The 13,672-nt window shown below is 48.0% G+C and carries 10 protein-coding genes; 9 read left to right on the top strand and 1 reads right to left on the bottom strand.

The features are described from left to right. Positions 1–125: 125 nt before the first annotated feature. The 9 genes from M6D81_RS09315 (at position 126) to M6D81_RS09275 (ending at position 12,471) form a co-directional block, all read left to right on the top strand. Positions 126–1,904, top strand: a complete 1,779-nt coding sequence (locus M6D81_RS09315) for a sensor histidine kinase (protein ID WP_262676598.1) — start codon at positions 126–128, stop codon at positions 1,902–1,904. Beyond that, complete coding sequence (locus M6D81_RS09310; protein ID WP_262676597.1) at positions 1,879–3,522, top strand: response regulator transcription factor; 1,644 nt, start codon at positions 1,879–1,881, stop codon at positions 3,520–3,522. Before M6D81_RS09315 ends, M6D81_RS09310 begins: the two co-directional genes overlap by 26 nt. A gap of 152 nt (positions 3,523–3,674) precedes the next feature. Beyond that, positions 3,675–5,342 (top strand): extracellular solute-binding protein, encoded by a 1,668-nt coding sequence (locus M6D81_RS09305; protein ID WP_262676596.1) that lies wholly within the window; start codon positions 3,675–3,677, stop codon positions 5,340–5,342. 251 nt (positions 5,343–5,593) lie between these two features. Continuing rightward, positions 5,594–6,313: an ABC transporter permease subunit gene (locus M6D81_RS09300; RefSeq protein ID WP_317259108.1), complete on the top strand. Its 720-nt coding sequence runs from the start codon at positions 5,594–5,596 to the stop codon at positions 6,311–6,313. 18 nt (positions 6,314–6,331) lie between these two features. Then, the gene (locus tag M6D81_RS09295) at positions 6,332–7,216 is read left to right on the top strand and encodes a carbohydrate ABC transporter permease (protein ID WP_262676595.1); all 885 of its coding nucleotides are present in this window, start codon (positions 6,332–6,334) and stop codon (positions 7,214–7,216) included. A 16-nt stretch (positions 7,217–7,232) separates the two neighbouring features. Continuing rightward, positions 7,233–8,273, top strand: a complete 1,041-nt coding sequence (locus M6D81_RS09290; protein WP_262676594.1) for a phosphotriesterase family protein — start codon at positions 7,233–7,235, stop codon at positions 8,271–8,273. Between the two features lie 86 nt (positions 8,274–8,359). Next, positions 8,360–9,220: a phytanoyl-CoA dioxygenase family protein gene (locus M6D81_RS09285; protein WP_262676593.1), complete on the top strand. Its 861-nt coding sequence runs from the start codon at positions 8,360–8,362 to the stop codon at positions 9,218–9,220. Positions 9,221–9,268: 48 nt separating this feature from the next. Next, positions 9,269–10,282 (top strand): mannonate dehydratase, encoded by a 1,014-nt coding sequence (locus tag M6D81_RS09280; RefSeq protein WP_262676708.1) that lies wholly within the window; start codon positions 9,269–9,271, stop codon positions 10,280–10,282. Positions 10,283–10,317: 35 nt separating this feature from the next. Beyond that, positions 10,318–12,471 (top strand): tail fiber domain-containing protein, encoded by a 2,154-nt coding sequence (locus M6D81_RS09275; RefSeq protein ID WP_262676592.1) that lies wholly within the window; start codon positions 10,318–10,320, stop codon positions 12,469–12,471. A 107-nt stretch (positions 12,472–12,578) separates the two neighbouring features. On the opposite strand, the gene M6D81_RS09270 is transcribed toward M6D81_RS09275, so the two are convergent. After that, positions 12,579–13,661: a glycosyltransferase gene (locus M6D81_RS09270; protein ID WP_262676591.1), complete on the bottom strand. Its 1,083-nt coding sequence runs from the start codon at positions 13,659–13,661 to the stop codon at positions 12,579–12,581. Positions 13,662–13,672 lie beyond the last annotated feature (11 nt).

Below are 13,672 nucleotides of genomic sequence, written 5' to 3'. Positions count from 1 at the left end.
GTATATTGCCCAGGTCAGGAAGCGGCTGTTGCTCGACAAAACAAGTATGGTAAAATAATGGGAATCATAAATGATAACGCTTACATATTAAAAGCGACAGCATTGTGAAAAGGGGGAGAAAAGCATTGCGCTACTTGCAAAGACCTAATATTTTTCAGAGAATCGTTGTCCTTTTTTTGGCTGTCATTATCCCTATGAATGTGTTGGTGCTTGCAATCATCCACACGAGCGGCGTCATCCTGCATCGGGAAATAGCTAGCTCCATGGAGTCGCGTATAAGTACGTATTCAGAGTTGATCGATTCAGAAATTAATCATGTAGCCAAGCTTAAGACGGAGTATTTGTACGACGAAGATCTGCAGAAGTTAAGCACGGTCTCGATTATTCTGAGTGATTACGAGCGCCTGTCATCCATCAATCGGTTAGCTCGCAAGCTTCAGCTGTTCAAAGATTCCAGCCGATTAGTAAAAGATGTGCAAGTGTATATTCCTCATATTGACAAGACGATCGGCGTCATGAACTATTCGGAGCCAATGGACGATGAAGAGATGGCCATGATTCGGGAAGTGAACACCGATAATAAGCCAAGGATTGTACTGTGGAGGAACCAGTTGATTTTAGCATTGCTGGATTCTCCTCATTCCGGAGCGAGAACAAACTTCTATTTCAAGATAGAACTCTCCCCTTCTCTCATGATCGAAAGCTTAATGAATATAACGGCCAGGGAAGACGGCAGATTTTATCTGACGGATAATGCGAATTCCTGGACAATCTCAAATGCAACCGGTGCTGTAGGAAATAAACCGCATAGTGAAATACAACGTTTTTTGAACGAATCCTCGAATTTGAAAAGGAGCGGCTTTGGCAATTTAAGTTTGGACGGCGAGAAGTTTTTTAGCGCTTATCACAGCTCCAATTACTCGAATACGACACTTCTTGTTGCGGTTCCCGATCGTCAGGTATTTGGCCTTCTTAATCAATACAGCCAGTTGTTTTGGATATTGACTGCGATTTCCATCGTGTTTGTATTGGGATACTCCTATCGGTTATATCTTCTCATTCACCGCCCGCTGCAGGTTATGATTCGAGCCTTGAGGAAGGTAGAAAACGGAGATTACGACATCCATCTGAAACATGGGAAACATGATGAATTTCAGCTCGTTTACGGACAATTCAATATGATGTCAAGAAGGCTTAAGGAATTGATTCATGAAGTATACGAGCAGCGTATTCATGCGCAGCAGGCCGAACTGAAGCAATTGCAATCGCAGGTCAATCCCCATTTTTTATACAATACAATTTTTGTGCTGCATCGGATGGTCGCATCCTATGGCTTGTCGGATGTTATGCGTTTTACAGATTATCTGGGCAAGTACTTCTTGTTTTTGACGAGAACGGGGGCGAGTCAAATCAGCTTGAGAGATGAATGGAGTCATGCCGTTATTTACACGGAAATTCAAAAAATACGATTCTCGAATCGGATAGAGGTGATTTGGCCGGAGCTGCCGGAGTCATTCCACTCCATAAAGGTGCCTAGAATGATCATTCAGCCGCTGCTGGAAAATGCATATAAATACGCGCTGGAAAGAAAAAAACGGGATGGCATGCTTCGTATATCAACCATGATCGAGAACAGCGATTGCAACTGGCTGCGTATTCAAATCGAAGACAACGGGGAGCAATTGAAGGATGAGATGCTCAACGCTTTGAATGATTCGCTGAAAGAAGGCAGCGCCGGCAAGGAAACGACAGGGCTGCTGAATGTGCATCGCCGCTTGCAGCTGCATTATGCATCAAGTGTAGGGTTGAGCTTTGAAAGAAGCGAATTGGGCGGACTGAAGGTAACCATTCAAATACCGTCAATGGAGGAGAGAGAATATGTACCGACTGCTGATTGTGGATGACGAGCCGATTATTGTGAACGGTCTAGTTGATTTTTTCACGCAACAGGACAATTGGCCGCTGGAGGTATACGGAGCTAATTCGGCTGAGGAAGCCTTGCAACTGTTGCTCCAGATGCGGCTGGATATAGTCATTACGGACATTGGGATGCCGGATATGGACGGCTTGCAATTGCAGAAGAAAATTGTCGAGCAATGGCCCCGCTGCAAACTGATTTTCTTGACCGGCTACAATGATTTTAATTTCGTGCAGGAAGCGTTGCGCTATAACGGAGTCGATTATGTACTGAAAGCGGAAGGCGATGATGCGATAGTGAAGGCTGTCGAGCGGGCAATAGCATACAGCCAAGAAGAAATCCAGCGGGAACAATTGCTGTTGCAGGCGGACAAGCAGCTGCGATTGGCGTTGCCGGCCTTGCAGAAGGAACTGCTTCGCAATATTGCTCGAGGCGATCACAATGGTGGCGTTCATCGGCTGGAGGAGCAATTTCGTGAACTGAGCGTTCCTCTGGACGTCGAGAGGGAAGTGTTCCTCGTATTAGCTAGAATTGACAGTTATAAATCCGATTACAGCGTGTACGATCGCGGGCTGCTCGCTTATGCCATACAGAATGTGGTAAGCGAGTATTTGCAGAGTTTTGTCCGAGTGGTGTCTGTTGAAATGGAGCAGCCCGCAAGAATGCTGTGGTTCTTGCAGCCAATTGCCCGCAATTCCGGGGAAGCGTGCGCAAGCTTCATTCAAGGGAGTCTTGAGAGTGTCCAGCAGACATGCAGAGAGTTGTTGGACACTACGATTTCATTGGTCATAGGCATGAAGCCGGTAAGCTGGAGGGATGCATGGCAGCTGTATGATAAGTGCAACCGCCTGTTGTCACAAGGACTAGGCATGGGGACGGAGTTGTTATTGACATACCGCGACACAGAATCGGAACGGGCTTCTCTTCCGCACAATCCAAGCAAGATAAGACAGCTGCTGGAACGATTGAAGCAACAGCTAGAAAGCGGACAGATGGAATCATTCGATAGCGTATATTTCGAATTGATGCAAGAAGGATCGCGATACTCGGATGAATCAGGAATCCGACAAGAGATCTATTATTCGCTTGTTCCCTCATTCATCGCCTGTATGAACCGTAATATGCTGGGCGATCAAGCTGCGGAAGTGGACATCATTAAGTTGACGAGAATGGACAGCCATTCCTCCTGGGATGCGGTGACAGCTTATTTCTATGATCTGGCCACCGCGGTTTTCTCCAGCAGCAAAGCGTGCATGCAGCTCGAAGAACACGATGTTGTGAGAAGGGTTCATCAATACATACATGATCATTTGGACGGGGATGTTTCGCTGGTGCGCATTGGAGATGTTGTCGGTCATAATTCGAAATACTTGTCAAGATTATACAAGAAGATTACAGGAGAAGATCTGTCGCAATATATCGCGAGTATGAAGCTTTCCAGAGCACAGACACTTTTGCAAGAGACCGATATGAAAATCTATGAGATATCTGCGGCGGTCGGATTTTTATCGGAACCTTATTTTTATCGTTTCTTTCGTAATGCTACCGGTAATACGCCGCAGGAGTATAGAGAAATTCAGAGAAGAGCGCAGAGGCAGCGGTGAAGACGACTAACCTTCCGGCTTTGGTTGAATGATCAGGTGGACAAAAGATAGCGAAAGTGGAAATCGGAAAGTGGTTGCGCTTACAAACCCTTTGTATAATTGCAAGTGTAGGCAGCCTATTGTTGGAAAAAAACGAAATAGGGGGAACAAGGATGGGGAAAAGAACACTATTATTGACAATGTGCTTCATATTATCCATAACGATGGTGTTGGGGGCATGTTCGTCTGGAGGGAGCGGAGAGGAGCCTGCCGGAAACGTGACGGATTCCGATGATTCATCCGCAGTGCCGGGGAATAATGATCCGCTTGGCCAATATGATCCGCCGATTTCCATTAGCACCGTCAAGCGAATCGACGCCAATTTGAAGCTGCCGGACGGACAGACGAACGAGGACAATATTTGGACCCAATCCATAGCAGCTGAACTGGGCATCCATATTAAAACCGAATGGATAGCGGATGCTTCGCAATACGATAACAAATTGAACATGTCGATAGCTTCAGGTTCCTTGCCGGACTTTATGAGAGTGAATCAGGAGCAGCTCAATCAACTGATTGAGTCGGACAGCCTGGAAGATTTGTCGGAGGTGTACGACAAGTATGCATCTCCGGACACGAAGCAGCAGTATGGAGTCGGAGACAGCATTGCATTGAAAGCGGCTTCGGTCGGCGATAAGCTGTATGCCATTCCGAATACGGCTTCCGCGATTGCCGGAGCGGGATCGCCTCTTCTCTGGATTCGTACGGATTGGCTGGATCACTTGAATTTGTCGGAGCCCGAGAGCATGCAGGATTTATTTGACATCGCCAAGGCGTTTACGAATAACGATCCGGATGGCAACGGGAAGAAGGATACAGTAGGTCTTGCCTTTGTGAACGGACAAGTGGGAGATCTAGGCATCTATAACGGCTTCCATGCCTATCCTTCCGCTTGGATTCAGAATGAGTCAGGGAAGCTGGTATACGGCAGTGTCCAGCCGGAGATGAAGAAGGCGCTGGAAGAGATGCAGCAGCTCTACAAGGATGGAGCGATTGACCCCGAATTCGCGGTGAAGGACTGGGGCAAATGGAATGAAATGCTGACTTCCGGGCAGGTAGGCATTGCGTTCGCTGCGCATTGGTTCGGCCAACTGGTGCATAACTTGAAAGTCAGAGATTCGAAAGCGGAGTGGAAGCCCTATCTCGTTCCTTCCATTGACGACAAGCCCAGCAAAATTACATTAAGATCTCCGGTATTGGAGTATTATGTGGTGAAAAAAGGATACAAGCACCCGGAAGCGCTGATTAAAATGTTTAATTACTATTACAGTCTTACAGTCGGCGAAAGGGCTACCCAGGAAAATTATCACAAATATATGTACGACAAGGATGATGGATCTATTCAGTATGTAGCGCTGGCTCCGATCCATACGAATGATGCAACCGATGTCGCGTTCAAGCAAATGGTAGAAGCGTTTGATTCCAATGACGCCGCCAAAGCAAAAGCGATGGATGCCAAGACGATCTATGAAAATGCGACAAAAGCGTTAAACGGTGAAAACAGCTTGTACGGATGGACGCTATATTACCCCGCATGGAAATTGTTCTTCGATATGATGGATAATGAGCTGTATGTGAACAACGCATTCTATGGAGCGCCGACAGATACGATGAGGGATAAAGCGGCTACTTTAAGCAAGCTGGAGTTTGAAACGTTTACAAAAATAATAATGGGTGAAACGCCGATTGATGAATTCGATAAATTCGTAGATCACTGGAATAAACTTGGCGGAGAGCAAATTACGAAAGAAGTGAATGCATGGAGCAACTCGGTAAAATAACGGGCGATGAGAATTGGAGGGGCCGCAAATATGGAAACCCGCGGCCTCTAATGAAGATGAAAGGGATCGATATGGCGACAAATAAAAGGATACAAGAAAAGCCTCTTCATCTGATGATGATACCTTCTCTGGTTTTATTATTCTTATTTTGTTACATTCCGATGTTTGGCGTAATTATCGCATTCCAGAAATATTATCCGTCGCTTGGCATTGTTCATTCGAAGTTTATCGGATGGGATAATTTCGAATATATGCTAGAAATTCCTTTCGTGCTGCAGACGGTAAAGAATACGATCATTATAGCCGTTATGAAAATAATTATTGGAGCGGTTGTGCCTATTGCGGTCGCGATCTTGCTGAACGAAATACGTATAAAACTGATTCGAGCAGGGATACAGACACTTATCTATTTGCCTCATTTTTTATCGTGGGTTATATTGTCCGGCATTCTTATCGACATCTTATCGACGCAAGGGATTGTTAACGGCTTTTTGTCCAGTATATTCGGAATCGAACCTGTTTTTTTCCTGGGAGACAACAATTGGTTCCGCTATGTGCTTGTAGTATCTGATGTGTGGAAGGAATTCGGCTTCAGCACCATCGTATATATGGCAGCCATAGCGGGAATAAATCCATCCTTGTATGAATCCGCCATGATGGATGGCGCGAACAGATGGAAGCAAGCGCTGTACATTACACTGCCCGGCATGTTGCCGATCATCATACTGTTGGCGACATTAAGCTTGGGGAATGTGCTCAATGCAGGATTCGACCAAGTATTTAATCTTTACAACCCCGCCGTATACGAGACAGGAGACATTATTGACACCATGATTTACCGAATGGGATTAGTGGAAATGCAGTACGGGCTTTCTACTGCAGTAGGATTGCTTAAATCCGTTATTTCTTTCATCCTGATTTCAATATCCTATTGGATGGCCTATCGGTTTGCAAATTACAGAATTTTTTGAAAATAAGGGAGTTTGCCTATGAAATATCGTTCGAATGTGCTAGAACGGAGCGCAACGATGCTCATTTACACATTCCTCATCACGCTCGCTTTGCTTTGCGTCGCCCCGCTCGTTCATATTTTGGCCGTTTCATTCAGCGCGGCATGGGCGGCGGAAGGCGGAGATGTATTATTTTGGCCGGTTGATTTTACGATTCAGTCCTATGAATTTGTGTTTACGAAGCCACAATTTCTTCAATCCATCGGAATTACCTTGCAGCGGGTAATATTGGGCGTAGCACTTAGCATGCTGCTCACGGTTATGGCGGCCTATCCATTGTCCAAAGAGAAAAGCTTCTTCAGGTTTCGCACGGTGTACGCATGGATTTTCGTATTTACAATTCTATTTTCCGGCGGATTGATACCATGGTATATGACAATTCGCGCGACCGGCTTGCTGGATTCCATCTGGGCTTTAGTACTTCCTGGAGCTGTTCCTGTATTCAATATCATTATTCTGTTGAACTTCTTTCGCGGGTTGCCAAAGGAATTGGAGGAATCGGCATTTGTCGACGGAGCGCAGCACTGGACGATACTGTTCAAAATTTTTATCCCGCTTTCAAAACCCGCTCTTGCGACGTTGACTTTATTCAGTGTAGTCGGTCATTGGAATTCCTGGTTCGATGGCTTGATTCTGATGAATAGTCCGGAGCATTATCCATTATCAAGCTACTTGCAAACTGTCGTCATCGGCAGAGACTTTAGTCAAATGACTGCACAGGAAGTGATGCGACTGTCCCAAATCTCGGATAGAACGTTCAAATCCGCTCAAATATTTGTCGGCGCATTACCGGTATTGCTGCTTTATCCGTTCTTGCAAAAATACTTTGCAAAAGGAATTGTGCTAGGAAGTGTGAAGGGATAGGTGAGAGCTGTTGTCGGTGACAACTGTAACGGGCAAGGTCGAAAAAGGCAACCTTGGATGGACATTGCCGCATGAGCATATATATATCGATCTGCGAGGGCTCGTGCCAGCGCCATGCAGTCTTGCTTCCAGCATGCTGGCGCAGGAAAATGTGACGCTTGCCACGGTAGGACAGCTGCGGCGAAATCCGTACGCCGTGCTGGATAATGCCATTCTGGACGAAAAAGAAGTAGCCAGAGCCGAGCTTCTGGCGTTCAAGCAAGCCGGAGGCCAAACGATTGTTGATTTGACGCTGCGGCATATCGGTCGCGATCCGGTCGCGCTGGCGGATCTGTCCAGAGAGCTGGGAATCCATATCATTGCCGGTTGCGGCTATTATATCCATGCCACCCATCCACCGGATATGAACGATAAGACAATTGATCAAATCGCTGACGAGCTTCGTCAGGAAATCTGCGTCGGAATAGATGGCACAAATATAAGAGCGGGCGTAATCGGGGAAATTGGCACAAGCGAAATGATTTATCCGAACGAAAGAAAATCGCTAATTGCGGCAGCGATCGTTCAACAGGAAACGGGGCTTGGCATACATGTTCATACGGATTTGTGGAGCGCGAACGGACTTGAAATCGTACGCATTTTAACCGAACACGGTGCGTCGCCGAATAAAATATGCATCAACCATATGGATGTGGATATTCGAATGGATTATTTGAAGGCTTTGCTCCATGAGGGCGTATATGTTGAATTCGACAACTTCGGGAAGGAGTATTATGCCGACAAGAGTCACAATAGCGTACTGCGAGGGATGTTTGCTCGTGATATCGAACGGGTGAGGGCTATCAGTGAGCTTATGGATGACGGTTTCTTGTCGCAAATACTGGTATCCAACGACGTCTGTCTGAAAACATGCCTGCATCGCTATGGAGGCTGGGGTTATGACCACCTGCTGACTAACATCATACCAATGATGGAGGAGGAAGGAATATTGGCCCGGCATATAAGAACGTTAATGCGCGACAACCCTGCGAATTTCCTGGATTGTGCAAGCGAATAGTAGATGGAGCGCACATGAAGTCATCGGCAGCAATTGCAAGACAAAATAAATAGAAGAGGATTTATTTCTCGAAAGGATGAGGCGGTATGTCTATTCTAACAAAAGAAATGAAAGATTTTTTTCATACCAATGGATATGTGCTTATTAAAAACGCGGTTCCAAAATCGTACTGCGAGCAATTGGTTCAAGTGATTTGGGACTTCATGGGGAAAAATGCCAATGATCCGGATAGCTGGTACACACCTGCCAAAGGCATGGATAGCTATTGGGAAGGACAAGCGGGCGGAATGCTGCCATTGTATAATCATCAAGCGATGTGGGATATTCGCCAGCACCCCAATGTTTATGGAGCATTCTCGGAACTTATAGGGGAAGAGAAGCTTCGCGTAAGCTTGGATCGGGTAAGCATGAAACCTCCCAAACGCGATGATCACCCCGGATTGAATGCGAACTTTATTCATTGGGACGAGGATACGACAAACCTTACGTTCCCGCTTAAGCAGCCTCGACCGTTGCAAGGAGTAGTCTATTTGGCTGATACGGCATACAATCAAGGCGGGTTCCAATGCGTACCGAGCATATACCGTGATTTGGAGGCGTACATACAGTCACAGCCTGCAGATCGTAATCCGCGACAACCGGATATATCCGGCTATGAGGTCGAGCCGATTCCGGGCGAAGCTGGAGATCTGCTCATATGGGATGTGCTGCTACCGCATGGGAATGGAGATAACTTATCCGATAAGCCGAGATTTGCACAGTACGTGCTAATGTTTCCGGAAAATCAAATAACGCGTGAGGAAACGGAAGGATACATCGATAGCGTTAGAAAGCATCAGGGGAGACCCGGTAATTTAAATGACCCGCGTAATTGGGAGCGGAACAATTGCGGGCCGGTAGAGTTGACCCCATTGGGACGCAAGCTGTTGGGCATCGATCCGTGGTGACGGCGGACAGGGAGGAAATCTGAAAAGTGAGGGGGGCTTCCATTGCGAATGGCGATTGGCCAGTTTAACAAGCTGGATGAAGTCACTTTGGCATATGGCCGCCAACTAGGCGTAACGGGGGTACAGTTGAATACCCCCCTTCTTCCCGGCCAAGGATGTTGGGAGCTTGCGGATTTGCTGGAGTTGAAGCATGCGGTTGAAAGGTATGGGCTTCGACTGGAAGCGCTGGAGAATGTACCGCTTTCTTCTTACAACAAAGCGATACTTGGCCTTGAAGGGAGGGATGAGCAAATTGAACGACTCCAGATGACTATTCGCAATATGGGCCGGGCAGGCATTCCTGTATGGGGCTATCATTTTATGCCGAACGGGGTATGGCGCACTTCATTCTCTTCGCCAGGTCGCGGAGGAGCCTGGGTCTCTTCGTTCGATCTCTCCAAGGTTGAACCGGAGCTGCCGCGTTCCGCAGCAGGAAATGCTGTTGCTGACGGGAATGAGGAAGTAAGAAGGCTGATCGAATCGGGACCTCTCGAGATCATCTCAGAGGAAAGAATGTGGCAAAACTATGAGTATTTCATAAAGGCCATTATTCCCGTTGCAGAAGAATCGGGAGTCAAGCTGGCGCTGCACCCCGACGATCCACCAGTAAAAATGCTTGGAGGCGTCTCCCGGATATTTCGCAGTAAAGAGAGCTTCGTGAGAGCAATGAACATGGCGAGCAGCGATGCTTGGGGAATAGATCTTTGCTGCGGCAGCTGCTCATCGATGGACGGAGGGGCGAACACGGTGAAGGAGTTCATATCCTATTTTGGTCCCTTAGGCAAAATCGCATACGTCCATTTAAGAGATGTACGGGGAACCGTACCAAAGTTCGAAGAATGCTTCCTGGGTGAAGGCAACTGTAATGTTAAGGAAATTATACAGCTCTTAAAAGATACGGGCTTCGACGGATTCATTCTTGATGATCATGTTCCGATGATCGCCGGCGACACGCAGTGGGGACATCGTGCACGAGGGCACGCTATTGGCTACATCCAGGGTCTGATTGCATCAGCATTATAAATGTGTTGACAAATCGACGAAGGAGGTATTGATTCATGAATGAAGAAAACGCGCAGCATTCCCCGCAACGGGGAGACGATCTCATAAGCAGAAGGAAGGTGCTTGCTTCACTTGGAATGGCAGGTGTCACCCTTGCCTCGTTAGGTGTTCTCAACAGTAACTCTGGAAAAGCACTTGCGCACTCTGATGATGGTGATGATGAAAAATGGAAAAACATCAAGAAGTTAATGAGCATGAGTTTTCTCGTGACGACAACGATTGAAGAGCTTCGGACCATTAGCGAACCGGATGAACATACGTTTTATTTCGTAGTGGATGCTGGTCAAGAAGGGGTCTTTTACTATGATTCTGCAGACACTGCTTCTGAGGACAACACAGGAACGGTTTTGGTCTCTATCTCAGGAAAGCGATTTAAGAGAGTATATGACGGGGCCGTTCGTGTCGACTGGTTCGGAGCGCAAGGGGACGGCGTTGCAGACGACACGCAAGCCATTATTGCGGCGGACAATGAAGCTGACGGCGGCATCGTGCTGCTTACAAAAGCGTATGTGTATTCGCAATCCGGACATAAGCTGAAATCCCGCTTTGCGGGAAATGGAAGCTTGCTTAACTATACGGGTGTGTATGATCTCTCCTTTACAGGCAGCGGCAATAATGATGCTGTAGTGACTGGCAGCTATACAGGCGGTTTTGAAGGCAGCTTCCTGATTGAAATCGGAACTGAATCAAGCAATAACTGGCGATGGTCGCCGGACAATGGCGCGACATGGATAGCGGACGAGAAAGTTGTTCTGCCGGATGATACACTGGTAACGCTGCCGCTAACGATTACGACGACACCTCAGGCACTCGGTTCTTCCGGTCTTTTCGTACACTGGAGAGGAACTTCCGGCCACTTCAACGGAGATAGGTGGATCGCATATACGGATCAGTCATTGAGGCGGCTTGATGTGAACGGTATGGATCTTCGCGGTCAGCCGTTATTCAGGGAGGGCGGTACGAGGAGCTTAGGGTTCGGAAAAAACGTATTCGGTTCGGGCACGACGATTGGCGCCGAAAATATCGGATTTGGCGTAGATGTCTTATCTTCCAATGTGAATGGATTCGCCAATGTTGCCTACGGCGTGAAAACGATGGAGAACAATAGATCTGGAAATTACAATTGCGCCTTTGGCCCGCTAGCGTTGCAAGCCAATGTGTCCGGTATTACGAATAGCGCATACGGAACGTACACGATGGGAGCGAATGAGAGTGGAAGCGGCAACAGCGCCTTCGGATCCGATGCTCTAAGATACAATATTAGCGGGGAATTGAATACCGCGATTGGAACGCAATCGCTGTATCATAACGTTACCGGGTGGCAGAATACGGCCGTCGGCGCGAACGCTTTAAGAGGCGGGGAAGAAAGCTTATCCAATCAAAAATCCATCAGTTACAATTGCGCCTTTGGAGAGAAGTCGCTTTTCTTTGGCGGCTCCCAGTTCTCGACTGCTATGGGGCATGAGGCTCTGTACAAATCGGTAGCGGGCAAAAATGTTGGCGTAGGGGCAAAAGCAGGGGTCTTCGTGAAAAATGGGGAGCTTAATGTATTCGTCGGATACGAGTCCGGTCTGGGAGAAAGCCGCAACCACTATGAAGACTCGACAGGAAGCATTTGTATTGGAGCTTACACGGCGGCAACAGGCGATGACGGAATCGCAATAGGTCGCGGCGTGGTGGCGGGTCCAGGTCAAATTATACTTGGGGGAGTACACAATCAGGCGGGTGTTTACTTCTATGGCACACTGAACCCTCAGCTTGACGGTGTTCAGAATATAGGTCAGCCAGCAGGAAGGTTTGATACGGTCTATGCCGTAACGGGTTCGATTCAGACCTCGGACGAGAGAGAAAAAACAACGATTCAAAAAATAAGCGATAAAGAACGGGCAGTTGCGTTGGAGATTAAGAAAAATATTGGAAAGTATAAATTCAAATCAGCCATTCATAAAAAGGGAGATAAAGCAAGATGGCATTTTGGCGTAGGCGCTCAAACGGTCAAAGAAATTTTTGAAAAACATGGACTGAACGGGTTTGATTACGGCATTCTATGCTGTGACGAATGGGACGATAGCGATGAGGGAATAGCGGCGGGGAAGCGATATGGCTTGCGCTACGATGAGCTTTCCATGTTCATACTGGCTGCGATCTAGGGAGTCTATACAGGGCTAATGATAAAAGCACAAGTTTTGAGGCTGTTAAACGCCGAAACTTGTGCTTTTCATTATGCCATCCGAAATTACAGGCGAAAGTAGCTAGATCACGAGGAACCAGCCCCCGCCTTGCCATAGAAGTAACGATCGTTGTACAGAATGCTGGGATGCTTGGGATTGAATCCCTTGGCCAGCTCGTGATGCTCCAGCGCCTTGGCACGGTTGCCGATCCGGTCGTAGCAGACGGTCAGTTGGAGATGCGGCAGCCAGGTGGAGGTAGCCAGATCGGAGAAGCCCATCATGTCGTGAGGCCGCTCCGCCTGCACTGCTTGCGTGAACCAGTAGATGGCCTGCTCGAATCGCTCCTGCGCAGTAAAGCAGCAGCCCATCTCATAGCAGAATTCCGCCCGCGGCTTATCATAAGTAAGTGTGCGAAGCAGCGCGGCCATCTGCTTATCCCGCTTATTCAGCCTCTCATAGCAATTCGCCAGCTTCAGGCATGCGTTAATCTCGTCTTCGACCCAGCCGCGCCCGCCTTCCAGGAACAGCTCATAGGCGGCAATCGCCTCCTCCAGCCGGGAATTGTCGCGCAGCTCATTGGCGAAGTAATACTGATCGCGCGGGGAGAACTTCTCCCCCTTCTCCAGCCGCTTCAAGTAAATGTTCAAATTACGGTCGGTATGCTGCCGCTCCTTCCGGTGAGTAACGGCGACATCGCTATGATAGATTCGTCCGGCGACAGCGAGATATTCGTGCACGGGACCATGCCAGCGAAAGCCGCAGCTGCGGCGGACAAGGCGGTTGCGGCGCAAGCTGAACAACGGCTCGCCCTCTTCGTCGAAGGTCAGATGATACTTCATCGTCACGCTGTCGTATGGAAAGTCTTCCTTCTGCTTCAGCTCCTTCAGCCGCTGCCTGTCGTCAGCTTCGATGACGTCGTCGGCGTCCAGCCATAGAATGAAGGATCGGGTGGCCTGCTGGAAGCAGTAATTGCGAGCCGCGCCGAAGTCGTCGATCCATTCGAAGTCGTAGATGACGGCACCGAAGGAGGCGGCGATCTCTTTGGTCCGATCCGTTGAACCGGTGTCCACGACGACAATCTCATCCACGACGTCCTTCGCCGAGGCCAGGCAGCGCCCAAGGCTATCCTCCTCATTCCGGACAATCATGCATAAGCTGATGCTTATCATAGCGTACGTCC

Origin of the sequence: Paenibacillus sp. J5C2022 (assembly GCF_025567625.1) — a bacterium.
GTDB lineage: Bacteria > Bacillota > Bacilli > Paenibacillales > Paenibacillaceae > Pristimantibacillus.
Note: the sequence above shows the minus strand (reverse complement) of the source record. Positions and strands in the feature narration are given on the sequence as shown.

What these genes read in the sequence shown, in the direction of transcription:
- M6D81_RS09310 (WP_262676597.1), top strand. Translation starts at nt 1,879, where the DNA reads ATGTACCGACTGCTGATTGTGGATGACGAGCCGATTATTGTGAACGGT.
- M6D81_RS09270 (WP_262676591.1), bottom strand. Translation starts at nt 13,661, where the DNA reads ATGATAAGCATCAGCTTATGCATGATTGTCCGGAATGAGGAGGATAGC.
- M6D81_RS09305 (WP_262676596.1), top strand. Translation starts at nt 3,675, where the DNA reads ATGGGGAAAAGAACACTATTATTGACAATGTGCTTCATATTATCCATA.
- M6D81_RS09285 (WP_262676593.1), top strand. Translation starts at nt 8,360, where the DNA reads ATGTCTATTCTAACAAAAGAAATGAAAGATTTTTTTCATACCAATGGA.
- M6D81_RS09295 (WP_262676595.1), top strand. Translation starts at nt 6,332, where the DNA reads ATGAAATATCGTTCGAATGTGCTAGAACGGAGCGCAACGATGCTCATT.
- M6D81_RS09275 (WP_262676592.1), top strand. Translation starts at nt 10,318, where the DNA reads ATGAATGAAGAAAACGCGCAGCATTCCCCGCAACGGGGAGACGATCTC.
- M6D81_RS09300 (WP_317259108.1), top strand. Translation starts at nt 5,594, where the DNA reads ATGCTAGAAATTCCTTTCGTGCTGCAGACGGTAAAGAATACGATCATT.
- M6D81_RS09280 (WP_262676708.1), top strand. Translation starts at nt 9,269, where the DNA reads ATGGCGATTGGCCAGTTTAACAAGCTGGATGAAGTCACTTTGGCATAT.